This is a genomic window from Acidobacteriota bacterium (genome assembly GCA_040754075.1).
GTDB lineage: Bacteria > Acidobacteriota > Blastocatellia > UBA7656 > UBA7656 > JBFMDH01.
This window is the reverse complement of sequence record JBFMDH010000001.1, coordinates 53,349-77,553: the sequence shown is the minus strand read 5'-3', so window position 1 is coordinate 77,553 and position 24,205 is coordinate 53,349. Positions and strand designations below refer to the sequence as shown.

The window sequence follows — 24,205 nt, the reverse complement described above, 5'->3', positions numbered from 1 at the left end:
TATGAAAAGTGATGTGTTGATTGTGGGTGGCGGCGTCATCGGGTGCTCGGTGGCGCTTAGACTCGCACAGGCAGGATTAAAAGTTACGCTCGTTGAACGCGACCGAATTGGCGCAGAAGCCTCGCGCGCTGCCGCCGGGATGCTTTCGCCACAGGCGGAAGCCTCGGAACCCGGCGCGTTTTTCGATTTATGCCGCGAGAGCAAATTGCGGTATCGCGATTTTGTCGCCGAACTCAAAACGTTTTCGGGCATCGATGCCGAGTATCGCGACGAAGGCACGCTGGTTGTCGCTTTGCCCGATGACAAACCAGGTCTCGATGAGTGGGCGGCGTGGCAGATTGCTGCGGGATTGCCGATTGAAAAACTGACCGCTGATGACCTGCATCGATTTGAACCCAATGTCACCAAATCGGCTACAGGAGCCATTTTCCTGACCGAAGACCATCAGGTTGAAAACCGTTTATTGATGGACGCGCTCGCGGTTGCCATCCGTCGCCTGGGTGTCGAGGTCATCGAACAAAGCGCGGTTCAATCCCTGCTCATTGAAGCAGGGCAAGTTCAAGGCGTGCAACTCGAAGGGCAAAAAATTTATAGTGGCGCGGTCATCGTTGCGGCAGGTAGTTGGTCTGGCGCTTTACTTGAGCCGCTGGGATTTCATATCAAAACCATTCCGGCGCGCGGGCAGATGCTGGCGGTTCGCGGTTCAGCCTTTCGCCACGTTCTGCATTCGAGTCGTATCTATCTGGTGCCGCGCTCTGATAATCGTATCTTGATTGGCGCGACGGTTGAATATGCGGGCTTTGAAAAAGCGATTACCGCAAAATCCATTCACGCCTTGCTTGATGGCGCGATTGAACTCGTCCCGGCAATGGCGGATGCGGAAATCATTGAAACCTGGTCGGGCTTTCGTCCAGATACGCCAGACCATCTGCCAATCATCGGACAAACGGCAATTGCTAATCTATGGCTGGCGACCGGCCATTTCCGCAATGGCATTTTACTTGCGCCGATCACCGCCTCACTGCTGACTCAGTCTATCTTGAACGGACACACAGCCGATGCCTTAAAACCTTTCAGCATCGACCGATTCGCCAGTGACTGCGACTAACTTTGCGGTCAGCGAAAATTAGTTAATTGCGCTACAGGCAAATAGCGCGATTTTTAATGATTGAGAATTGGTGGATTGATCTTCTTTGATTGATTCACACCCAATCAGCGATTGAACTTTGAACCGTGATTGACACGCTTTCAACGTCCACGATAGCATTTTTGTTAATCAAAAAAACATCGGGATTTATTCATCAATTTTAATTCAATACAGGACTAAAAATGGGCAGAAAAAATCGCACCCCGAAAGCCACGGTAGCCACGCTTGAAGTGAACAAACCGAGCAAGGCTGACCTGAGTTTTACGCTGTCGCGTAAAGTCGTATTGTACGGCATTCTGGCAATCACCTTTCTGGCTTTTTCCAACACGCTGTTTAATGGATTTGCTTACGACGATACCACGCAGATTCTGCAAAACCCTTTGATTCGCAGCTTCACAAATTTGCCGGATGCGTTGACCAAAGAGGTGTGGTTCTGGCGTGCCGACCCGCAAAAAGACCCCAATAAACAGGTGGAGCCGACAACCCCCTATTATCGTCCGGTCTTCACGGTTTACCTGATGATTGGCTGGCATCTGTTTGGCGATCAACCGTTCGGCTGGCACCTGCTCAATATCCTGATGCATTTGATTGGCGTCTATTTCGCTTTTTTAATACTGGAAAAAATCACCAACGATTTGCGGGTGACAGGGATTGCCACACTACTGTTTGCCGTGCATCCGTTGCGCAGCGAATCCGTAGCCTGGATTAGCGGCTCGACCGACCTGTTTCTGGCGCTGTTTCTGCTGCCTTCGTTTTACCTGTACATCCGCTACCGCGAAAACCGGCAAATCAAATATCTGAATGGGTCATTGGGACTGTTTTTGCTGGCGGCATTTGCCAAAGAACCGGCAGTGGCGATGCCGGTTTTTATCGCCGCTTATGAAATGTTCATCATCAATCAGGAAAAATCTTTTAAAGAAAAACTGAAACCGATTGCGCTTTACAGCATCCTGTTTGCGCTGCTGATGGTGGGCTATTTTGAAATGCGTTACAAAGCGTTGGGCTTTGTCCTGAGCGATGAAAATTTCAGAATCTATCCGATTGAATGGGTGTTGTTGACGATTCCGCTGGCAATCACCAAATACCTGGGATTGCTGTTTTTCCCGATGAATTTATCGATTTTTCACCAGACCATCATGGTGAAAAGCGTGCTCAGTTATCGTTTTTATGTGCCGGTGTTATTGCTGTTGGCGCTGGCTTTCGGATTATGGCAATTGCGCCATTCGATTGCGGCGCGTTTTGCGATTCTGTGGTTTTTCATACACCTGTTGCCGGTGTTAAACCTCAGCGCCTTCGACGAAAATTTTCTCATTCAGGAGCGCTATGTTTACATTCCGTCGCTTGGCTTTTCACTGCTTATCGCTATGCTGCTGGTCAATATTCCCATTGAGCAATGGCTAGCCGTGGGCAACCGGCGCAAGGCACAGGCGGCAATGGTGGGATTAATCGCTTTGCTCTTTACCGGAAAAACCTTTGCGCAAAATCTCGCCTGGAAGAATGATTTAACCCTCTGGGAACACAGCGTCGCAGTCGCTTCCGACCAACCGATGGCAAGTTTTATTCTCGGTCATCAATACATCAAATACAATCAATGGCAAAAGGTCATTGATAACCTTGAACGCTATGTGGAATTGAAGCCTTCAAACCCGGTGGTGCTTTCCAATCTGGCTGCCGCGCATCTGCAAATGTATGAAGCCAACCGCGACCGCGCCCATGTTGTCAGAGCCATTGCGCTTTGTGAACAGGGGTTGAAACTGGATGATCGGTTGGCATCGTTATGGGATACGCTCGGTCACGCCTACAGCTATGACACGGATTTGAAAAATTACACCCGCGCCCGTTTGTATTTTAATCAGGCGCTACAGATTGAACCGGATTTGCCCATCGCGTTGTTTCATATGGGCGCGACCTTTTACAAAGAAGGCGCTTTTGATGATGCCTTACGCTTGCTGGAACGCGCGCGCAATTTACAACCGGATTTTATCGATATATATAAATTCTTAGGCTACACCTATGCGCTGCGCGGCGATTTACAAAAAGGCATAGACACTTTGAATTACTACATGCAAAAAGCCCCGACTGCGCCGGAAATTCCTTTAATCAAGCAGGATTTGGAAAAGTACGACAAGCTGCTGCAAGAGCAACAGGCAGCCGGGCTTGACCCATCGGCAAAACCGGTTGGCGCAATCGCCGTTCCCGATAAAAAATAAGGGAGTGGCTAAAGACCACTCCCCTATTTCATTCGTCATTTCAACTCGATTATTTTGCCGCAGTGGTTCTAAGCGCCGCATCGATTGCGGCTTTCAAAGTCTCTTTCGATTTATCCTTCACGCGTTTACCGTTAACGAACAACGTCGGGGTTCCGGTGACCCCGAATTTGTAGCCGTCTTCGACATCGCGTTGCACTTTTTCGAGGTATTTACCGGAAGTGATCGCCTCTTGAAATTTTTTAATATCGAGTCCCACCTGATTGGCATAAGCCAGCAGACTTTGAGCGTCGAGTTTTTCCTGATTTTTAAACAGCAGTTCGGCGTATTCCCAGTATTTGCCCTGTTCGCGCGCGGCTTCGGCGGCTTCGGCGGCTTTCAAAGCATAGGCGTGAATCTGGGTGAGCGGGAAATCGCGCACCACCAGTTTCACTTTATCGCCGTACTCTTTGACGATTTCATCGAGAACCGGCGCGGTCTTGCCACAACTCGGACACTGAAAATCGGTGAATTCGACAATCGTCACAGTGGCGCTCGCGCTGCCTTTGGTGGGTTGGTCATCGATGGCGATTTCATAAACCGGCGGGTCGGGGTCGGTTAAAAACACCTGGATTTGCGCGTCTTTGCGAATGAGTTTTACCAGTTCGTCTTCGGCTTTCTGGTATTCCTGTTGTTGCAGGTATTTGAGAATCTGGTCTTTGGTTTCGGCAAAGGTGCCGGGAATCTGCGCGGTATTTTCATCATAAAATTTTTTAGCTTCTTCTTCGGTAGGCTTTTTCGATTTGGCAACGACTTCGGCTTCAAACAACTGTTTGTCGGTGATTTTGCGTTTCTGGGCTTCCTGTCCGAGCAGCAAATCGTTGATGATGACATCGAACTGCGCTTTTCTGAGTTCAAGCACCTTTTCCTGATACTCAAAAATTAACGGACGCAGCGCTCTATCGGCATCGCCGAGGGTGATATTTTCTGCGCCGATGGTTGCCACGACGCGGGCGCGGTCAGCCTCGTCTTTCGGTTGAGTGGCGATGGAATTTAAAACTTTAACCTGCGAAGCGGCGCGCAGCCTGGTGGTATAACGTTTCCCTTCGATGTCATGACGTTGGGCGCGCAGGTAAGCCAGAATCTCATCGTGCAATTGCGCGTAGCTTCCCTGCAAACGGTCTTTATTCTGCTCGTAAAAAGCCGAGGCTTCGCTTTCGGTTGGCTCTTTTACCTTCGAGGTGATTTCCAGATCAATGAGTTTAGCGGCAGGCAGATTGCGTTTTTTGGCTTCGGCTTCGATCAATTTGGCATCAACCATATTGTTGATTTGCTGTTTGCGCGCTTCGATAACCGATGCCTGCAATTGCTGGATTTTGTCTTTGATCGGATCATCAACATCTTTGGCAGTGATTTTCACACCGTTGACGGTGCCATAGACTTCCGGCAAGCCTTTGACTTCGCAAGCGCATTCGACAGCTGGCGCAGGTGGTCGTTGAGCCGCAGATGGAGTTTGTGATGCCCATGATGGCATAGCGGCAATCGCCAAATTCCCACACATCAACAACGACAGTAACATTAAGGACAACTTTTTCATTGAAATCTCCCGGTAGTAACGAATCATTTCCTTCTTGGAATGTTTTAGTGTCTCAATTATTGCAGCAAATTGACAAGTGCAAACTGCTCGGTATCAACCTGCCGGAATCAGCGAATAAGCGGATGCGATTGGCGGCAAAATCCATCAAAGCCTTGATGGCAGTGACCGCTCAACCAGGTCGCGAGTGGTTCAGCTATCCGTGAAACCGATTTTCAAAGGCTCCCGTACATTCGACCGAGAGATAAAAACACTGAAGGTGAAAAGCCCGTAAAATTGCGGCTTTTCCAACATTTGAATCTGAGGGAGTGACATTCATGCAGCGAGCCTTTGGCATTATGATTTTTTTCGGCAGTCTGTGTTTAATCGCCTGTCACCAGGCTCAAGACCGACAATTACTGCCCAATACCTCAGAGAAGTTGGCGACGATTTTAGCGCCGCACGAGGGCACAACGGCGATTGATGAAAAAATTATTCGCCTGCAACAAATCCTACGTCAGCCAACCCCTCACAACGAAAGTGAACCGGTTCGCAACATCGAAAAGCTCGGTTGGGCATTTATTGAAAAAGCCCGGCAGAGTTTCGATATGGGTTATTACAAACTGGCGGAAACCTGCGCGCTTTATATTGAAGCAAAACAACCGGATAATCCTGACGCGCTGCTCTTACGCGGTCATGCCTTGAACAGTCTGCATCGCTTTCGTGAAGCCGAATCACTGGCGCGAAACTTAACTGCCCGCCGCGAATTGCATTTCGATTTTGCCTTGCTTGGGGATGCCTTAATGGAACAGGGCAAACTCGATGAAGCGATCCCTGCCTATCAAAAGATGATGGATTTAAAACCCAGCCCCGAAGCCTACAGTCGCGCCGCGCATGTTCGCTGGCTGAGAGGCGACCTCGACGGGGCAATTGACATGATGGCGCTTGCCGCCCAATCGAGCGTTCAGGGAAATCCCGAAGCGGCGGCCTGGGCGCACACCCGCTTGGCATTATACGAATTACAGGCAGGTGACACGAAACTGGCTCTGGCAGCCGGTTTGCGGGCGCTGGCGTTCAAAGAGGATTTTGCCCCGGCGTATCTTGCGAAAGGTCGCGCGCTGCTCAATGCAGGTAAGCTCTCTGAAGCCATTGAGTCTCTCAAGCGCGCGACCGGATTAAATCCGTTGCCGGAATATCAGTGGACGCTTGCCGATGCGCTACGCAGCGCCAACCGCGCGCAAGAAGCCGAAGTCATTGAAACGGCACTGTGTGAGCAGGGCGCGACAAACGACCCGCGAACCTTTGCCCTGTTTCTGGCAACCCGCAATCTGCAATCCGACAAAGCCCTGGCTTTGGCACAAGCTGAACTGAAAGAGCGCCGTGATGTGTTTACGCTTGACGCGCTCGCCTGGTCGTTTGCCAACGCCGGTCGCTGGGAAGAAGCCCACCGATTGATGCGGCGGGCAATCGCCCAAGGCACCAAAGACGCGAGGCTGTTTTTTCATGCGGGGGTGATTTCGGCAACGCTCGGTGAACATCGCGCGGCGCGTCGTTGGTTTCACCAGGCACAAAAAATCAAGCAGATGCTTTTACCTTCCGAGCAAAAACGTTTAGAGGCATCGCTCAGCCAACTCCCAGCCTGATTGCTTATCAGCTAACCATTCCGTCACTTTCCTCAAACGCTCAATCGCTTTGCGGCGAAACGGGTGAGGTGTGGTCGGATTAACCTTCTTCACTGCGACATCACCCGGCGCGAAGAAGCTCAAAAAAACGGGAGATATACCACTAAGGATAAATTTCAGGAGAACACTAAATTATGTCTATTCCAAAAACCTTAAAACTTATTCAACGCATCACGGCAATCGCTTTGCTGTGTTTAACCGCCAACTCGGTATTTATCAGTTCGGCATTTGCATCTTCGCATATGGATGCGCCGCTCATTACTCTTGACCCTGCGGCAAACACTACGGATGTTTACGCCTTTGTGCAGGAAGAAAACGGCGTCAAAGTTCTGGTCACCGCCTTGGGCGTTTACCCACATCAGGAACCCGGTATCGGTCCCAATAAATATAACTTTGATGACAATGTGTTATATGAAATTCACGTCGCGCTCGGCAATGATGTAGCAGCCGGACGCGCCACTATCAGCTATCAATTTCAATTTGAAACCCGCTTCAAAGCCGCCAACACGATTTTGCAATCTTATCTCGGCGTCATTCAAAATGTGGATGATGGCGCGCAAAACCTCACACAAACCTACACCGTCACCAAAGTTGATCGTCGCACAGGCAGAAGTGAAGTATTAGGCTCAGGCATTGTTCCGCCCAACAATCAAGGCAACGCGACGCCGTTTTATAATCAAGGCGACAATGGCGAAAATCCCGCCAAAGACGGGGTGGCAACCGAAACCCAACTTGACCGCTACACCAGACAATCGATTATCACTTTGAACAAAGGTTACATTTCATTTGCCGGACAACGCGATGACGGATTCTATGCAGACGTCCAATCCATCTTTGATCTATTGAAACTTCGCAACCCCGGACGCGATTCACAGGGAGGCTTTAATTTGCACTTGCTTTCTCTGGCAATTCCAATGAACGAACTCGGCGGTGATATGCAGATTGCCGGGGTTTATGCGACGACCAGTCGTCGCACCAATCGCATTTTGCGCGAAGACGGCACAGATAAAAACAAGGGGCAATTTGTGCAGGTGGCGCGTCAGGGCAATCCGCTGTTCAACGAAGGCTTGATTGCCATCAGCGATAAAGATTTGTACAGTCGCACCAGCCCCGTGCGAGACAAAGAAATTTTTGCCAAATATGCATCAAGCCCCGAACTCGCCAGACTGATCAATGCCTTGATTTTCAACGGCACGACGGTCGCGGTTGAAACTAATCGCACAGATATTGCCGGCATTTACATTCCCGACCTGATTAAAGTTGATCTGTCGACGGCTCCCTGCCGGTTGGCGGGCGGCGGCACCAACCATCCGACCAACCCCGATGATACGGGCTTTTCACGCCTCAGCATCTTCGGCGGCGACACGCTGGTTAGCCGTGTGCAACAAGGTTTCGGCAACGGCGTGGTGCCTGGCGGTTGGCCTAACGGCAGACGCTTTGGCGATGACGTAGTTGATATTGCCGTATCGGCTGTCATCAGCGACCTGCGCAATCCTGCGAATTTAGTGATTCGCACAGCGGGCGACGGCGTGGACGCAAATGATATGGCATTCAACAAAGTCTTCCCGTATGAATCCACGCCGCAAAACGGACGCAATCACCAACACTGATTGACCGCGAATCAGATGAAGTGGTGAAGAGATGAAAAGGTGAACCTCGGATTTTTTCCGGTTCACCTTTTCATCTCGTTCCCTTTCTCAACTCACCTTCATCTCTATCATCAACGCAGACTTAATTACTCGAAGGATTGGTTAATGCAATATCAAACGCTGAAAGAATTTTTCATCGTTCTGGTGGCGTTCCCGGCAATCATGTTTTTTGCCAACGTCGCCGAAGCGCACGACCCTGGGCTTAGCGCCGCAAATGTAAAACTGGGAAGCGACCATATCGTTACGCATCTGGCATTTTCGCGTAGTGATATTGAAACCTTCACGACACTCGATACCAATCAGGATGGGCAAATCACCGATGCGGAATTTCAAGCGGCGCGCCCCAAACTGGAAACGATTATCCGAGAAGGTTTTGAAATTTTAGTAAATGAAGGTCGCGCCAGGTTGCAGGAGGTCGAAATTAATTACGACGAAAGCAATGCGGTGAATTTTGTTTTGCAGTTTTCGTATAAATCGGTTCCGCAAATTGCCGTGCAATCGCCACTTCTCAATCAGTTGCCGCGCGGGCATCGTCAATATCTCGCCATCACCAATATCGACGGCAAGGTCATTGCTGAAAAAATGCTCACTGCCGGGAATCACGTCTTGACGGTCAACCTTGCACTGGTTCTCACGGCAATCAAATTGCAATCCTTCTCAGATTTTTTCCGGCTCGGCATTGACCATATTCTGACGGGCTACGATCATCTGGCTTTTCTTTTTGCGCTGTTGGTTGTTGGTACAAGTTTCCGTCAGGCTGCGAAAATCATCACCTCATTTACCGTTGCGCATTCCCTCACCTTGGCACTGGCGACATTCGGTGTTGTGCGTTTCTCCGCAAACCTGGTTGAACCGCTGATTGCGGCTTCGATTATTTATGTCGGGATTGAAAATCTTTTTCGTAAAGAGGTGAACGGGCGCTGGCTTTTAACCTTCGGCTTCGGATTGATACACGGTTTCGGTTTCGCGTCGGTTCTCAGCGAGTTGGGAATTGCCGCGAATAAAACATCCGCTTTTTTGCCATTGCTTTCATTCAATCTCGGCGTCGAAATCGGACAGGTAGCGATTGCGGTCGTGGTCTTGCCCCTGATTTGGAAACTCAGAAAACAGCCGGTCTTCACTTTGCGCTATGTCCCGGCAGCTTCTTTATTGCTGGCAATTCTCGGAGGGTTCTGGTTGATTGAGCGAACGTTTTTTTAAGCAAACTCAACGAGGCATAGACCGCGCCTCAACAAAATCAATCTGCTCGGCTTGAATCCGCAAGGCAATTATGGTGAAGGAAAATGCTCAGGAAAATTTGAGGCGACGCAGTAAAGCCAGGTAGCGGTGGTCGCTATGCAAAGCGTCAAGTTGCGGCTCGGCTTTGAAGTAAACCATCGCCGGTTCCTTGTCCGCAATAGCTTTTTCAAACCAGTCAAAAGCCACGTTCAGGTCTCCCAGACTGATATAAAGCAGCGCCTTGCGATATGAAGAGAGCGGCGCTGCCGTAGTTGAGTTGGTCAGTTCTGCAACCATCTTTTCTGCCTGCTCGCGATTGCCTGCAAGCGCATATACCTGACAAAGTTCTGCCGAAACGCCGTCACGCCCATAGTAAAGTTCAATACTGCGTTTCAACTCTCTGATGGCATCGTCATATTTCGCCTGCATCATATAGGTTTTTCCCAACTGGCGATGGCTGAAAACATCCCTTGGCTCCATTTCAATCACTTTCCGGCATTGCTCAATTGACAGGTCATACCGGCGGGCGCAGTAATACGTCCAGGCGAGGTCACGGTTGATGACAATCGAAACGGGGTCTAATTGCCGGGCGATTTCCATCTCTTTGATTGCCTCTTCGTGCCTGCCCAAGGCTGTGAGCAGAGTTGAATGGTAGAGTCGCGTCATGGCGTGGTTGGGATTAATTTCAATTGCCCGCCGAAAGGATTTTTCGGCATCCTCCCAATCCCAGTTGGCATGCATACTCACGAGTCCCAGCGCGCCGTAGGCATCGGCTACCTGATCATCCATGCTCACTGTGTGTTTGGCTTCTTCTTCGGCTTTTTTCCGCCACTCGGCGCTTGAATTGAAACTGGCAAGCGTCAGATAAACGCCTGCCAAACCTGCGTGTGGCAAGACATAGGCAGGGTCTTTGGCAATCGCTTCTTTGAAATACTGTACAGCCTTGTGCGCGCCATCTTCTGTGAGTTTCGTGGCATAGAACTGACCTTGAACATAAAGTTCATAGGCTTGGGTGTTTTCAGTATGCCGTTTGGTCAACAGCTTCTGCTCTTCGCCGGTCAATTTGAGCGATAAGCGTTCAGCCATCTTTTCAGAAATCGAATCTTGCAAGGCGAAAAGGTTGGTAAAATAGTCATCATACTTATCCCACCATAGAACTTTTCCATCCTGAACACGCATCAATTTGACGGTGATGCGGATTCTGTTATCTTCACGTTGAATCAATCCTTCTAAAAGTCCATCCACCCCGATTTCACGACCGGCGGTTAGCGAATCAAAGTTCAGGTCTACGTATTTTTGTATAGTGCTGGTCGGGCGAACGCTGAGTTGTTGGATGTTACTCAAACGGTTAATCAAGGCATCTGCCATCCCCAACCCCAAAGCGTTATCGCTGTCACTGGCGTTTGAGGATTTAAAGGGCAATACAGCAATCGTGCGAATCCGCGCAACCTCTGAAGCTTCATCACCGGATGTTGTTCGCCAAATCAGATATATGGCGCTGCCCATAATCAAAGTGGCGACACCGATGAGTAACCAACTCTGGGGATGCAAGGGAAATGTTTTTTTTGAGGCGCGAACCCCAACCTCAAGCGGTCTGTCAATCACCGGAGGTTGCAGAGTTTCTGGATTTTCGACGATTGCCGCAGGCGGGAATTTTTCAATAACCGACGTGGAAGAAATTTCTACGGGTTGCTCAGTGGCGACAACCTCTTTGACGGTGGCGACGAAGCGATAGCCGCGTTTGGCGACGGTTTCAATATATTGCGGCGCATTGGGTCTTTCGCCCAAAGCTCTGCGTAATGCGGAAACATTAACATTGAGATTCGCCTCTTCGATAAAACTATTGGGCCAAAGCGTCTTGAGCAGCTCGTCTTTTTCCATCAATCGCCCGCGATTTTCTACAAGCAGAGTCAGCAGGTCGAAAACTTTTGGCGTGAGGGCAACGGCTTCGCCCTGTCGCAGCAGTGCGCGTTCAGCAAGGTCTAAGCGAAAATCGCCAAATTCATAAAGACGTCTGACTCTTTGGCTCATTTTTGTCCTACGTTTTCCCCAACTCCGCTTTCGATTGACCACTACGCTTACATTGTAATGAATAACCCGCCCAGGGCAAATCGAGCTTTAGTCCATTGAAATGCGTCGATTACCTTTGTAGCTACGAATTTTGGCAGACTTTTGGTTTTTTTTTGGCAATCCTTTAAGACTTTTATGGAGAGGTTAGGCTACGCTCTCCCGTCAATTTCACACAGGGCTTGCGCCTGATGCAACAGGCGTTTTTGAACACCGGAGGTAAAAAATTTATGCCACCTGCTGCCACGATGATTGAACCGGGCAGTGAAACCGCCAGCGAAAAATGGGAAAACGAGTTTCGTGAACGCGATTATAAACTGGCAGAATTGATTCAACGAATCGCAAACGGCGACCAGTCAGCGATTGCAAAATTCTACCAGATGACCAATCGGTTAATCTTTGGTCTGGTGCTCAGGATATTGGGAAATCGGGATAGTGCCGAAGAAGTGTTGTTTGACGTTTACACACAGGTTTGGCGGCAGGCGGCGCGTTACGAAGCCAAACGCGGCGGACCCACCAGTTGGCTCATCACCATAGCGCGTTCGCGCGCCATTGACCGTTTGCGCGCCGATAAGCACTATGTGCTTCACGATGAGTTGACGGAAGCCGCCGCCAATGAATACCTCACGACAGAAAATCCTGAAACCGCAACCGCCATTTCCGAGTTGCAAGGGTTCGTGCGTTCGGCGCTAGAGACGCTCTCTCCCGACCAGCGGGAAGTGATTGAGATGGCTTATTACGCGGGGATGACGCAAAGCGAAATCGCTCTGCAATTAGGCATTGCAATAGGCACCGTCAAGACGCGCACACGATTGGCAATGGCTAAACTGCGCGACGCTTTGCAGCCGTTAATGGTTTGAGAGTGTGATGATGCAGAGAAGAAGCATTTGAAAATCTGGTGGTCGAAGAGTACGGATTCATTTCGCTTGGCGCTTTGCAAAATGCCGCAGGCGACTGAGAGTTATGATTTGCCTGCTGAAATCGAGTTATCAAAATACCGCGCAGACCAAATTGTCACTGCGCGGTATCACGTAAATTTCACGACCGCGCCGCTCAGTCAACCGTAACTTTTTTCACTTGGAACAGCTTGCAAAAAGGAAGCGGTCTGTAACCGCGCGAGTTGATTAAGCGCTGCCAAAAACCGATTATTCAACAGTTTCAAAGTAACGTTAGTTGTAAGCAGTTCTAACCGCAATGAATTTGTAAATCAAGAGTATCAGCCAATAAACCCTTGCTGACTGATACTCTTGATTTTTGCTGCTCACAATCGACGCATACCTACAGGAGTGTTAGTTATCCGATGACATTGACATCTCCGTCGGGAACCAGTGGACATTCGCCTCCGGTAAAGGAGATGGTGAGTTGGTGTGTAACCACCATTCCACCGATAATCTGCGCCGCTTCTTCCGGCGTCATGTTGGGTTGAGCAGTATTGATGTCTTGCGCAATGACAAAATATTTCCAGAGTCCACGCGGATCTTTTTCGCGTGAAAACAGGTAGACGCCGGTGTAGATGCCATCCGATGGTTTATCATCCGGATTGATTCCATCATCTTGCAAACCAAAGCTGCGGAATTGCCCCTGTGGACCTACAAGAAAACATTGAACGAAGAGATCGCCGCCGCGCAACGGTCTGTCCTCTTCATCAAAAAATTCCGCGCGCACGATGAACAGCTCGCGCTTGTAGAGGCGAACCACATCGGGAGCCGTGATCTGGTAACGCGACAGGGTGTGAATATTGTTGTTGGTTTCGCTGACTGAATAATTGTAGCTTGCGCCTGTGGTCACCCGCGTATATTCCCACTTGGCATGAGCGGCAAAGGGTCTGCCAAGCGCCACCGGCTCGGGGTAGGAAATCGTCGCTTCGAGTAACTCAGCCGTCGTCACCTCTCCAGCCGCAGGCAGGGTGTTATCCTGTCCGCGTCTGAACGGGTCGCGGGCATCGCTAAGCGCCGCCGCCGTGGCAACCGCCGCCGCCGCCGCAGTCAATCCGGCAGCCACATAACTGGTTCCACTGCCTTCACCTCGAACCCCACAACAATCGCCGCCGCTGTCTCCGTCACTGCTACCACCGGACACCGTAATTTCACCGCTGCCATCGACGGCTTCAGCTATCGCCGCCGCAATCAGCAGCAATGCCGCAATGATGCAAAGGATAATTTTCCACCAGGGGTCTTCAAACGGCAGGTCGCCGTATTGCCCAGCGAAAGGTGGGTTGGGCGAAACGCCAACCCGGAACCGGTGAGGCAGATACCCCGGCAGGCAAAATTCAAAATCGTCACGATGATCGGTGAACGCGCTGAGCACGCTGAGGAAATTACGTTCGCGATTGGGCGGCTTGCGGTGACGTTTGCAACAACAGGGAGCCGTTTTCGGTCCAACTAAATCCTCAAACTGCACTTCGATGACACCTTCAGGAGTTTGCGCGCTGAAGGTTTTGGTAGCGGGGTCGAAGGTCACACGAGTGACGAAAATCTTCTTGATGGTGCGATTGCGACCGGCAGCATTTTCAGAAATGAAACTGATGTAATGCACGCCGGGCGGCACGGCGCTGAAATCAGCTTCCCAGGAAAATACCCGCACGGCACCACTGGTGAGCGTGTTTAAAAGATAGGTTGTAGGGGTAAAAACAATACCCGGATGGGAGACGCTTTCAATATAGATTTGTGTATTATTGACCGTGCTGGCTCCGACATTTTTGAACTGGGCGTTGATTCTCTGCTTGCCCAAAGTCGATTCAAAAATGCCATCGGGCAGCATCAATCCGGTGATTCGGTCAGTGGAAAATGGACGATTGGGAACGGTAATCATGCTCATTTTCTTTCCTCCTTCGTGTGAATAATCAGCAGACTGAGGCCGCCGACCACGCGCTCCTGTTCGAGTTGCTCGACATGGATGAGCGCCGCGCCGCCGTCCAGCGTACCGACCAAGCTGTAGCCTGCTCTGCCATTGGGCTTCACCTTCAGGCTTTTGATTCTGGGCGATCTTTGACCGCCTTCTTCAAGGTCAGGACACATGGCTGAAACAAATCCCAGCCGGGTGACTTTGCCCTGTTTGGCTGGCAGTTTGAAATTGCGTCCGAGCAAGGGGAGCAGCTTTCTCAGGCTTTCGATTTTTCCTTGGGTGGCATTGATGGCAAACACCTTTTCCTTGCGACCAGGGTTATGAATTTCAAACGCGAAGTGAAAGCCTTTCGCCGATGCCATCACCACAGACAAATTGCGCTGCGCCACATGACGATCCGTCGGCACATTAAAGGCGGCAACGGCAGGCAAAGGGTCTGCTGTCGGGTGAAAGGCTTCGGCGAGAATGCATTCATGTCCTTGATTCACATAAACCGGCGTCCAGGGAGTCAAGCAGAGAACATCACCGGTTTGTCCGGGGTCCAGGGTCACAAAGGATGTGCCGATGGCATTTGCCGTGGTGCGATCAAAACCTACAGAGGGGTTAGCCCAGTAATACCTCACGGTGGCATTTTCTACTTTGGTATTGCCGGTATTGCGTACCCTTGCCCATAGGTAAGCATTGATACCAACGATGGGAAGTCCGGGCGGGCCTTCGGGGTCATCGCCAGGCACGACCCAAACATTGGGACTCAGATACCAGGGATTTCCATCTTCTATCTCTAAGGTAACAGACATAATTTCCTCCTTGATTAAAGTGGATCGGTTAAGGTTTTTTGTGACAGGCAAGCTATGAGTTATGAGTTTCTTACTGCGGGTCTACTCATATTCTGCCCAATGTGCGGTTGCTGCAATCAGCAAGCTTCATAATGATTCTCGTTATGAAGGCGAACCCGAATGTTCTGAAAATAAAGACACGTCACCGTTAAACCGCTTTCAAATGAAAGCAGCGCCATGAATTCTTATCGCCTTTATCTCCTGATAACTTTGCGATTTTGCATAGAGGGTTTATCAGTATGACCCATTGAGCGGTAATCGCCCCTTCCATGCAGCGTTTACAAAGTCTACAAATACCAAGTGAGGACGCGAGTCTGGGAGGTTTGCGTCGTTAACAGGTTTGACGGTCGCTTGCCGTTCATTTAGCGAAGCCGGATGGTGGAAAGGGTGCACTTCGAGGAATGAAGATGTTGTCAATCAAGCTATCGCTAACAGTGATGAGGAATAAACGTTCTATTTCAGCCCGCTTTTACAGGGCATTCAGATGAGAGAATCGCTTGAAGTCAAGGGAAAGAAATGTAATCCCCACACAACGCTCTCACCGGCGCGTTAGAACGGTTCAAAGAAATTATTCATATCCCACTACACAAAAGCGACGGGAATGAAGGCGCTCAGCGTATTCAAGAAAGATGAATTCCAAAATCCGCTTTTGCCTCACCCTGTCACTCAAAGACGCAAAAGCAAAAAAAAACGATGCAAAAAATTTTCTACTGTTCATCAATCATTTCAACGACTGCTTTTCAGCAGTCGTTGGCGACGGTTTGCCAGTGTTGAATTTATCGGGTGGTGCATTGTGATGAAAAAGTCAGAGGCTCATTCAAAGCGATGCGGGCAGGAAACCAGAGAGAAAATTTGTCAGGCATTGAATGCGCGCAAATGAAACCGGGCGAAACGATGGATTAATATGCACTCAAGGCTGTCGTATCAATACGACAACCGGGGATGATTTCTCTATGGTGGACTATTGGCAAAAGAGATTGCAGGCTACCCGACGACAGGGTTTCGCTTATCCCGCCTGCGCCGGGTGAGCTTGCAATTCAAATTTCTCATCAACCGCAAATGGGCGCTTCACATATTGCGATAATTGGGACCGCCGCCGCCTTCGGGAGGCACCCAGTTGATGATTTGATAGGGATCCATAATGTCGCAGGTCTTGCAATGCACACAGTTGGAAAAGTTGATTTGCAAGCGGCGACTATCATTATCGCCGGTCATTTCATAGACACTCGCGGGACAGAAATTTTGACAGGGGTTGCCGAACTCTTTGGTGCAGCGGTCAACGCAGATGTTGGTATCGAGAACTTTCAAATGACAGGGCTGGTCTTCGTGATGCTGGGTGCTCGAATAATAAACATCTGTGAGTTTGGCAAACGTCAGTTTGTCATCGTATTTCAAATCGCTGTAACGGTCGCCCTGCGGCTTGCCATTGATTTGCACAAGGTGTTGATGACCGGCAGTAATCGCGATGCGACCGGGAAAACGCCCGCCGGTAATCGTCGAAAGCCCTGCAATGAACAGCCCCATATTGCGACCTTTATCGAATCCTTGATGGAAATTGCGCGATTTATAAAGCTCTTTGCCGATATAACTCGATTTCAGATTCGTTTCATATTTACTTAACAGCTTGTCCGAATAATCATCGGCAACGAGCGCCTCAAAAATCGTTTCCGCCGCCAGCATGCCAGACTTAATCGCCGTGTGAATGCCTTTCAAGCGTTCGCCGTTCAAGGTCGCGCCCGAATCGCCAACAATCATCACCCCATCCGATGTGAGTTTCGGTATGGTGTACCAACCGCCCACCGGCATCGCTTTTGCGCCGTAGCGAATCATCTTGCCATCTTTCAAAAGTTCGGCAATCAACGGATGAGTTTTGAATTTTTGAAATTCGTGATGCGGGTCAATGCGCGGGTCGCGGTAATCGAGTCCGACTGCCAGACCGATGTTGATGATGCGGTCTTTCATGCCGTACACCCAAGAACCGCCAAAGGTGTGTGAATCGAGCGGCCAGCCCATTGTGTGAATCACCGAGCCTGCGGGAAAGCGGTCATCGGGCACTTCCCACAATTCTTTGACGCCGACAGAATAGACCTGCGGGTCATTGCCCGCATCGAGTTTCAAACGGCTCACCAGTTGTTTGGTGAGCGAACCGCGCACGCCTTCGCCTAAAACGGTGACTTTGGCGACGATGTCAACGCCGGGTTCAAAATTGCCTTTGGGATTGCCGGTCTTGTCCAAGCCTTTATCGCCGGTGCGCACGCCGATGACCGCGTCACCTTCGTAGAGCATTTCCCAGCCGGGAAATTCCGGAAAGATGTTGACCCCGGCGGCTTCGCATTTTTCGCCGAGCCAGCGCGCGAATTTATTGAGCGAGATGACGAAGTTGCCATGATTTTGTAGAGGCGGCGGCAGGATGGGTAGTGGAATTTTGCCTTTTTCGGTGAGAAAGTAGACATTTTCACTGCCTACCGGCGCTTCAAGCGGCGCATCTTTTTCAAAATCGGGAACCAGTTCGCGCAAAGATATGGGGTCAAGCACCGCGCCCGACAATTGATGCGCGCCGATTTCTGCGGCTTTTTCGATGACCGCGATATTGATTTCATCGAGTTTTTTGCCGCCCGTTTGTTTGGCATTTTCATTATGCTTTGCGATTAAATTGGTGAGGTGCAAAGCGCAGGATAAATTCGCCGGTCCCGCTCCCACGAGCAGAACATCCATTTCCAATATTTCTCTCTCCATAACCTTTCAACTCGACAAGAATTTCACTCCGAACATTACCTACTTAAAGTTATGACCATCCATTGATACACAGGCAAATTCTATAGCAACACTTCTTCGAGGGTTTTGGCTTTCAACAGTCTCACGCCCCATTTTTTCAGGGTGGTTTTATTTGCGCTTTCGATTTTTTCTTTTGCCCAATTCGGCAATTTACCAAAACGCGCTTCGAGCATATAACGCACCATCGCGGCTTCGCCTTTTTGTACCCCCTTACGCATGCCTGATTGTTCGCCTTGTTCAAAATATTTGCGAATGACTTTATTTTCCATTAAATCGATTGCCACCGGCATTCGTTTTACCTCCCTGATGACGACTTCTTCGACATTTCTCAGTCCTGATAATATCAGCAACTTCTCCACATTATCCAAAAACTTTTTCTCAGGCAGAGATTTTGCATTTCTGAGAATTTTGCGAATGCTTTGCACGCTGCTGCCATTATGGCAAAGAATCGAGAGCAAGTTATCCTCGACCGAATCGCTTGCCAGTAACACCTCGCTATCAATCTCGCGTACATCAATCGCATCATAGCGATATGACAACCGGTTATCTCTGACCCTTGTCGAAAAATTCATCAACTCTTTGCCCAAATAGATGACTACCTGAAATGGCGGTTGCCCGAACAGTGTGCGAATGAGCAAATAATACTCCAGCATTCGCCAGCGCATTTCCGCATCATTATGACTTTGAAATTCCAGATGGAGGATGCGCCCATCCCTCAGTCGCGCGACAAAATCGGGACGCCGCATCTGTACGGAAGGATACTCGACCGTGAGTAACGCTTCGGCTTCGCTTCCGGTAAGAATTTGCAGAAGCTTTCGCGGCAATCCCTGAAATATCTTTTTAATGACCGTATCGTAACGCATTGAAGTGATAATGATGCAACCGCAAATTCAGACAAAACCGATTGACGCCGAACCGACTAATTGCCTATAACAACCGCTGAACCGAGTAATAAAATCGTGCCTTTGGAAAGCGTTGAGATTATCCGCTCAACCTGCAAATGACAAGTCGGAATGAAATGATCAACTCACCAACACAACAAAGCAATCCGTTTTCTACCGGAGGCGGAGGCTCGAATTTTGAAACGCGAATTCAAGCAGCGTTTACGGTCTTAATGCTAACAGGACGAGTGTCACCCGGCCTACCACCTTGGTCAATTACTAAGCTTAAACTACAAGGTCGTTATGCAGGTTTTAATACTGACGACTTTATTGTCTTTACGAAGGATTCTAAAACACAAAATGAAGCAAAGTTGCTAGGTCAAATAAAACATGACATTAGTATCAATGAGGGAAACGAAACTTTTTGTACAGTTATTCAAGCAGCTTGGAATGACTTTAATGATTCAAATGTTTTCAATGCAACCAATGATGTTTTAGCCCTTATCACGGGACCTTTAAGCTCTACAGATATCAACAATGTGCGCCCGCTGTTAGAATGGGCAAGACACTCTGAAGATGAAATAGAATTTCTGAACAAAGTAAATACAGATTATTTCAGTAGTGACCCCAAAAGAGCAAAGCTAAAAGTTTTTAGGTCACTTTTGAATAAAGCAAATGGCAACATTGCTATCTCGGATAAACAGCTTTGGGAGTTTTTGAAATCTTTTCACTTACTTGGATATGACCTAGATTTAGAATCTGGAAACACTTTGTCTCTTATCCAATCGTTAATTGCTCAGTATTCTCATGAAAATCCTCTACCCCTTTGGTCAAGAATTCTTGATGCTGTCCAATCAGCCAATCAGAATGCAGGAACCATTACTTTAGAAACCTTACCACAGGACATCCGTAATTTATTTGATACAAGAAAAAACCAGAAATGGGAATCTGATCTAAAAAGAATTAAAGAACATGGGGAATACATCATTGATGGCATCAGAATGGATATTGGCGGGGTACACATTAAGAGACCAGCGATTTTGTCGCGGTTGCTTGAGGCGAGCGAAAGCTCAAAATTTGTATTTATTTCAGGTGCGCGTGGGTGCGGGAAATCCAGTGTCGTTCGAGAGTTTTCCGAATATATGGCTGATCGTAATCCAGTATTTTGCCTTCGTACAGAAGACCTTGATAAAGCTCACCTTGATAATGTGTTTTCGTCCATGGGTTTGGAAAACTCCATTGGAGATATTGAAGCTGGTTTTGCTTTGATGCCCAAAAGATATTTACTGATTGAGTCTATTGAAAAACTACTTGAATTGGAGCATTCAACGGCATTTACTGATTTACTTCATTTTCTCAATAAACATCTAGGCTGGACTATCATTGCGACAGGTCGTGATTATGCGTATCAACAGGTAATGTTTAATTTTCTTCAACCATCTGGCGTCACTCATTCTTCAATAACAATTGATAACTTCGATGATCATGAAGTCCAGCAGCTTTGCGAAAAAATTGAGCCACTAAAGACAATTGCTGAGAACTCCTCATTGAGTCCATTACTCAAGAATCCATTTATTGCAGAATTGGCATATAGAGTCTCAGAGACAGGAATAGAATTTTCAAGTGGAGATGGTGAAAAAGAATTCCGAGAAGCTGTTTGGAGAAATATTATTGCAAGAGAACAGATACGAACTGAAGGACTGCCGTTAAAAAGAAAACAGGTTTTTATTGAGGTTGCCGTATTAAGAGCAAAGCAAATGGTTTATGGAGTTCCCGAAGAAAATTTTGATTCCGAAACCTTGCTAAAGCTTGAAGAAGATAACTTAATACGCCGTGCGACCAATGGATTAGTTAGTCCGGCGCATGACGTTCTGGAAGACTGGGCGCTTGAACGATATATTGAACACGCCTACCAACAAACCTCTGGAAATATGGCTAAGTTTCTTGATGCAATAGGTGATGAACCTGCTATAAATCGAGCATTCCGTTTATGGCTACATCAGAGATTGAAATATAGCGACAACGTCAATGATCTCATTTTTGCCATCCTTAAAAGTCATGAAATTCAAAGATACTGGCAAGATGAAACTATTTCTGCCGTGCTATTGGGTCAAACTCCAGATAGTTTTCTTGAAGAACTAAGAGATCAGCTTTTAGAAAGTGAAGGCGAACTCTTAAAGCGATTCTGTTTTATTCTTCGTATATCCTGCAAAACCCCCGATCAAGATTTAATCAAGCAGTTGTCAGGCAGCAATAAAGCACAAAATGTATTGGATACCTTATTCCTCAAGCCATTTGGACATGGGTGGGATGCAGTTATTCGCTTTCTATTTGAGAATAGAGAAAGCGTTTCAACATCATTAGTGCCACATATAATAGCGGTACTTGATGAATGGGCTTCTTCCATTCATCTTGAGGAGGATTTACCAGCAATTGCCCGCGAAGCAGGTCTTTTAGGACTTTACCTGCTTAATTATTTTAAAGATTCATATCGAGATGATGGCAATCGCAAGAAAGTAATAAGAGTTATTATCAGAACTGTTTCAGCTATAGAGAACGAGTTTAACGAATTACTAAATACGGATGTGTTTAAAACCAACGATGAACAACGCCGCCCCCACTATGTTCAAGAATTTTGTAAGGTTGCGTTAGAAAGTATTGAAACGGTTTTTTTATGCAAACAAATTCCTGACACCCTGATTAAATTTGCTTTTCACGAATGGTTAGTTGCCGAATCTCAAAACGAGGATACAGCTTGGAGAGGGATGCACTTAGGGGTGGAAGAATATTTTGGTCTCCATCTCTATAGAAATGAATTTTTTCCAGCGAGCGGAGCCAAAGGACCGTTTCAACACCTTTTACGTTTTCACCCACGGAAAGGAATAGATTTCATAATTCAACTACTTAACCTTACGGCAGAAAAATACGCCCGTTCTACTTTGGATTCTCATAATCGTTACTCACCGATGCTTATAAAAGAAGAGGACGTCAGCGCCAAGCAAATAGAAATTCAACTAGACGACCAGACAGCAGTTAAACAATATTGCTCAGGGCGTTTGTGGGTAGGTTATCGCGGTCATTCTGTGCTTCCTTATTTACTCCAATCGGCTTTAATGGCATTGGAGAACTATCTGATCAATCTCGCTGAGTATTCCGAGTCACCAAAAATTTTGGAATATTTGTTTGATTACATCCTGCGTAACAGCAATTCGGTAATGCCTACAGCGGTGTTAGTTTCTGTAGCAACAGGTTTTCCAAATAAACTTTGGAAAGCTGCACTACCGCTCTTACGAACGCCTGAGCTATATGACTTGGACATAGAACGCATCGTTCATGAGCGTGGGGGCAATGAGATCAATTGGTTTGCATCTGGATTTCAGCGCCCGTTTGCCGATCTTTATGCGGAAGAAAGGCGCAAAGCAGCATTACGTCCTTGGCGAAGAGAACATTTAGAAACTTTAATTATCCGTCTTCAATTTTTAGATTTGAGGCAGGAGGCGTTTGCAGTAATAGATGAGCTTCGCTCTAAAGCTCCACAAGGAGACGCTTGGCGATTTCGTTTTCATCGAATTGATAGTCGAGGATGGGAAGCAGAAGAAGATAAAGAGAATTCTCTGATTACCTTTAAGCCAAAAAACTTGGAAGCCGATTTAGAAGAGATACAACAAGAAACACAGGCAAAAACAGCATTAATGAACCGGTTCTCCCAATTATATTTGTGGTCGGAAAAGATTTTTGGGCGCGAAGCTTTGGATAGAGAATATTTTGTTAATTGGGATGAAGCGCTTACAGAGGCGAAGAATCTTCTAGAAATACTTGAGAATGGTTCAGGGAATAATTTAGCAAGAATGCACTATAGCGGTATCGTTAAGGCAGCAGCAGTGTTTCTGCGAGATCATTCAAATGAGATGAGTGAGGAAGATGCACACTGGTGTGTGAAATTTATTTTGCAGACAGTTGTGTCGAATGCAGATACACAAGATCAATTTGTGGCAGCAGACAAAACTGATCTTGATGGTGCAGCCGTAGCCGCGTCTCTATTACCGATTTTGCTGGATCATACTGAAGATGGTGAAGAAAAACTTTTGGTCAAAACAATCATAGCTACTGCTCTTACTCATGCGAATGAGAAGGTCAGACAAGCAATTGCAAATGGCATTAGAGAATATCTTTGGCAAAGAGACCCTGAATTCGCCCAAAGATGCATTCTTGGAATAATTGAGTATGCACGATTAGAAGTAGAACATTCTCATCAAAGAAGAGAGGCGTACTTTTCGCCAGATACCGATGGAGAAACTTATGATGCCAACTTGAGGGTATGGCTAAATAGTTTTCGTGAGCAACTTGCAAACGGAGACTTATCGCTTACTACAGATGGTATAGACAAAATAGACTTCCTTTCTTATAGCCCGTGGTTCATATTGAATCCTTCTTTAATGATTCCAGATGGTTCAATAGAACCTAGTCATGTGGTGCTGTTGTCTCGAATGCTCACACTCTTTTTTATTACAGAAACGTCGTTAAGAAAGCACTATTCCGACCGAGCCCAAGATGATATTCACATTCACTATGAATTGAGAATACCTTTCACAAATAGATTTGCCAGTTATTTGCTTGAGCTACCTGAACCAGTTATTCAGTCATTTATCGAACAATTGCGAGAAGGCTGTGATACTGCCCCTGAATTTATTGACCATTTGCTGATGAATATCGCGTTCATAACAGAAAGGTCTCAAAAGAAGGAAGTGTACTGGGAGTTTTGGAACCAGTTTTCTAAAAAAGTTCAAACTATTGCGAATGAAACTGTGCAGCATCGCTCTGACTATGGACGACAAGAGGGCAGTCGAAAATTAATTCGAGGTATGTTATGCGCTGATGCCCCATGGCAAAAATTAGATTATGAAAATCAAGACATTGCTCTGGGAAAAGAATTAATTCTCGAATTTGTAAATAATGCAGGAAAAAATGCTGATGTCTTTGAGGCGATGGCTTCGCTTATGTATCACTTTCCTAAAATTTTCTTCGAGACTGGCATTCAAATCCTAGCAAAACACCAGGCAGAAATTACAGGGACTCAATTGTTTTCAGGGGTGAACACTGCATACTATCTAGAGGGAGCTATCCGGCGATTTTTACAGGTAGATGAAACTGGGGCGCTATCAAGGGCTATGCATCAGTCTTGTTTTGTGCTGCTTGATGCTATCGTGGAAACAGCTTCATCAGGAGCATACTACCTTCGTGAACAATTAATTCGTTCACGGAGAATTATTTGAGGGGGTGGATTAAACAAGCCGTTCTCCTAATTTTTATTCTGCAACTTTTTAGTTATTGGTTGTGATACGCTTTC

At 47.6% G+C, this 24,205-nt stretch carries 14 protein-coding genes; 8 read left to right on the top strand and 6 right to left on the bottom strand.

Annotation, left to right across the window (positions count from 1 at the left end; all coding sequences use genetic code 11):
- Nucleotide 1 precedes the first annotated feature (1 nt).
- Nucleotides 2-1,108: a glycine oxidase ThiO gene (gene thiO / locus AB1757_00285; GenBank protein MEW6125470.1), complete on the top strand. Its 1,107-nt coding sequence runs from the start codon at nucleotides 2-4 to the stop codon at nucleotides 1,106-1,108.
- Between the two features lie 221 nt (nucleotides 1,109-1,329).
- A complete protein-coding gene (locus AB1757_00280) occupies nucleotides 1,330-3,357 on the top strand; it encodes a tetratricopeptide repeat protein (GenBank protein MEW6125469.1) in 2,028 nt (675 codons plus the stop codon).
- Nucleotides 3,358-3,406: 49 nt separating this feature from the next.
- On the opposite strand, the gene AB1757_00275 is transcribed toward AB1757_00280, so the two are convergent.
- Complete coding sequence (locus AB1757_00275) at nucleotides 3,407-4,930, bottom strand: thioredoxin domain-containing protein (GenBank protein ID MEW6125468.1); 1,524 nt, start codon at nucleotides 4,928-4,930, stop codon at nucleotides 3,407-3,409.
- A gap of 47 nt (nucleotides 4,931-4,977) precedes the next feature.
- On the opposite strand from AB1757_00275, the gene AB1757_00270 reads away from it, so the two are divergent.
- The 4 genes from AB1757_00270 to AB1757_00255 all read left to right on the top strand — a co-directional run bounded on the left by AB1757_00270 (nucleotide 4,978) and on the right by AB1757_00255 (nucleotide 9,437).
- Complete coding sequence (locus AB1757_00270) at nucleotides 4,978-5,133, top strand: hypothetical protein (protein ID MEW6125467.1); 156 nt, start codon at nucleotides 4,978-4,980, stop codon at nucleotides 5,131-5,133.
- A gap of 111 nt (nucleotides 5,134-5,244) precedes the next feature.
- On the top strand, nucleotides 5,245-6,549 hold the full coding sequence (locus tag AB1757_00265; GenBank protein MEW6125466.1) for a tetratricopeptide repeat protein: 1,305 nt from the start codon (nucleotides 5,245-5,247) through the stop codon (nucleotides 6,547-6,549).
- Nucleotides 6,550-6,722: 173 nt separating this feature from the next.
- Nucleotides 6,723-8,198, top strand: a complete 1,476-nt coding sequence (locus AB1757_00260) for a DUF4331 domain-containing protein (GenBank protein MEW6125465.1) — start codon at nucleotides 6,723-6,725, stop codon at nucleotides 8,196-8,198.
- Nucleotides 8,199-8,342: 144 nt separating this feature from the next.
- Nucleotides 8,343-9,437 carry a HupE/UreJ family protein gene (locus AB1757_00255; GenBank protein ID MEW6125464.1) on the top strand — a complete coding sequence of 365 codons (1,095 nt, stop codon included), beginning with the start codon at nucleotides 8,343-8,345 and terminating at the stop codon, nucleotides 9,435-9,437.
- Between the two features lie 87 nt (nucleotides 9,438-9,524).
- Here AB1757_00255 and AB1757_00250 read toward each other — a convergent pair whose 3' ends face one another.
- Entirely contained in the window at nucleotides 9,525-11,486 is a 1,962-nt protein-coding gene (locus AB1757_00250) for a winged helix-turn-helix domain-containing protein (GenBank protein MEW6125463.1), read from the bottom strand.
- A 266-nt stretch (nucleotides 11,487-11,752) separates the two neighbouring features.
- On the opposite strand from AB1757_00250, the gene AB1757_00245 reads away from it, so the two are divergent.
- Nucleotides 11,753-12,382: a sigma-70 family RNA polymerase sigma factor gene (locus tag AB1757_00245; GenBank protein MEW6125462.1), complete on the top strand. Its 630-nt coding sequence runs from the start codon at nucleotides 11,753-11,755 to the stop codon at nucleotides 12,380-12,382.
- Between the two features lie 433 nt (nucleotides 12,383-12,815).
- On the opposite strand, the gene AB1757_00240 is transcribed toward AB1757_00245, so the two are convergent.
- The 4 genes from AB1757_00240 to AB1757_00225 all read right to left on the bottom strand — a co-directional run bounded on the left by AB1757_00240 (nucleotide 12,816) and on the right by AB1757_00225 (nucleotide 18,840).
- Nucleotides 12,816-14,339 carry a hypothetical protein gene (locus tag AB1757_00240; protein ID MEW6125461.1) on the bottom strand — a complete coding sequence of 508 codons (1,524 nt, stop codon included), beginning with the start codon at nucleotides 14,337-14,339 and terminating at the stop codon, nucleotides 12,816-12,818.
- Nucleotides 14,336-15,163, bottom strand: a complete 828-nt coding sequence (locus tag AB1757_00235; protein ID MEW6125460.1) for a hypothetical protein — start codon at nucleotides 15,161-15,163, stop codon at nucleotides 14,336-14,338. Before AB1757_00235 ends, AB1757_00240 begins: the two co-directional genes overlap by 4 nt.
- 1,107 nt (nucleotides 15,164-16,270) lie before the next feature.
- On the bottom strand, nucleotides 16,271-17,938 hold the full coding sequence (locus AB1757_00230; GenBank protein ID MEW6125459.1) for an electron transfer flavoprotein-ubiquinone oxidoreductase: 1,668 nt from the start codon (nucleotides 17,936-17,938) through the stop codon (nucleotides 16,271-16,273).
- 80 nt (nucleotides 17,939-18,018) lie between these two features.
- Nucleotides 18,019-18,840 carry a hypothetical protein gene (locus AB1757_00225; protein MEW6125458.1) on the bottom strand — a complete coding sequence of 274 codons (822 nt, stop codon included), beginning with the start codon at nucleotides 18,838-18,840 and terminating at the stop codon, nucleotides 18,019-18,021.
- 155 nt (nucleotides 18,841-18,995) lie between these two features.
- Here AB1757_00225 and AB1757_00220 point away from each other — a divergent pair, with 155 nt between their 5' ends.
- Nucleotides 18,996-24,131, top strand: a complete 5,136-nt coding sequence (locus AB1757_00220) for an ATP-binding protein (protein ID MEW6125457.1) — start codon at nucleotides 18,996-18,998, stop codon at nucleotides 24,129-24,131.
- Nucleotides 24,132-24,205 lie beyond the last annotated feature (74 nt).

What these genes read in the sequence shown, in the direction of transcription:
- thiO (MEW6125470.1), top strand. Translation starts at nt 2, where the DNA reads ATGAAAAGTGATGTGTTGATTGTGGGTGGCGGCGTCATCGGGTGCTCG.
- AB1757_00280 (MEW6125469.1), top strand. Translation starts at nt 1,330, where the DNA reads ATGGGCAGAAAAAATCGCACCCCGAAAGCCACGGTAGCCACGCTTGAA.
- AB1757_00275 (MEW6125468.1), bottom strand. Translation starts at nt 4,930, where the DNA reads ATGAAAAAGTTGTCCTTAATGTTACTGTCGTTGTTGATGTGTGGGAAT.
- AB1757_00265 (MEW6125466.1), top strand. Translation starts at nt 5,245, where the DNA reads ATGCAGCGAGCCTTTGGCATTATGATTTTTTTCGGCAGTCTGTGTTTA.
- AB1757_00260 (MEW6125465.1), top strand. Translation starts at nt 6,723, where the DNA reads ATGTCTATTCCAAAAACCTTAAAACTTATTCAACGCATCACGGCAATC.
- AB1757_00255 (MEW6125464.1), top strand. Translation starts at nt 8,343, where the DNA reads ATGCAATATCAAACGCTGAAAGAATTTTTCATCGTTCTGGTGGCGTTC.
- AB1757_00250 (MEW6125463.1), bottom strand. Translation starts at nt 11,486, where the DNA reads ATGAGCCAAAGAGTCAGACGTCTTTATGAATTTGGCGATTTTCGCTTA.
- AB1757_00245 (MEW6125462.1), top strand. Translation starts at nt 11,753, where the DNA reads ATGCCACCTGCTGCCACGATGATTGAACCGGGCAGTGAAACCGCCAGC.
- AB1757_00240 (MEW6125461.1), bottom strand. Translation starts at nt 14,339, where the DNA reads ATGAGCATGATTACCGTTCCCAATCGTCCATTTTCCACTGACCGAATC.
- AB1757_00235 (MEW6125460.1), bottom strand. Translation starts at nt 15,163, where the DNA reads ATGTCTGTTACCTTAGAGATAGAAGATGGAAATCCCTGGTATCTGAGT.
- AB1757_00230 (MEW6125459.1), bottom strand. Translation starts at nt 17,938, where the DNA reads ATGGAGAGAGAAATATTGGAAATGGATGTTCTGCTCGTGGGAGCGGGA.
- AB1757_00225 (MEW6125458.1), bottom strand. Translation starts at nt 18,840, where the DNA reads ATGCGTTACGATACGGTCATTAAAAAGATATTTCAGGGATTGCCGCGA.
- AB1757_00220 (MEW6125457.1), top strand. Translation starts at nt 18,996, where the DNA reads ATGATCAACTCACCAACACAACAAAGCAATCCGTTTTCTACCGGAGGC.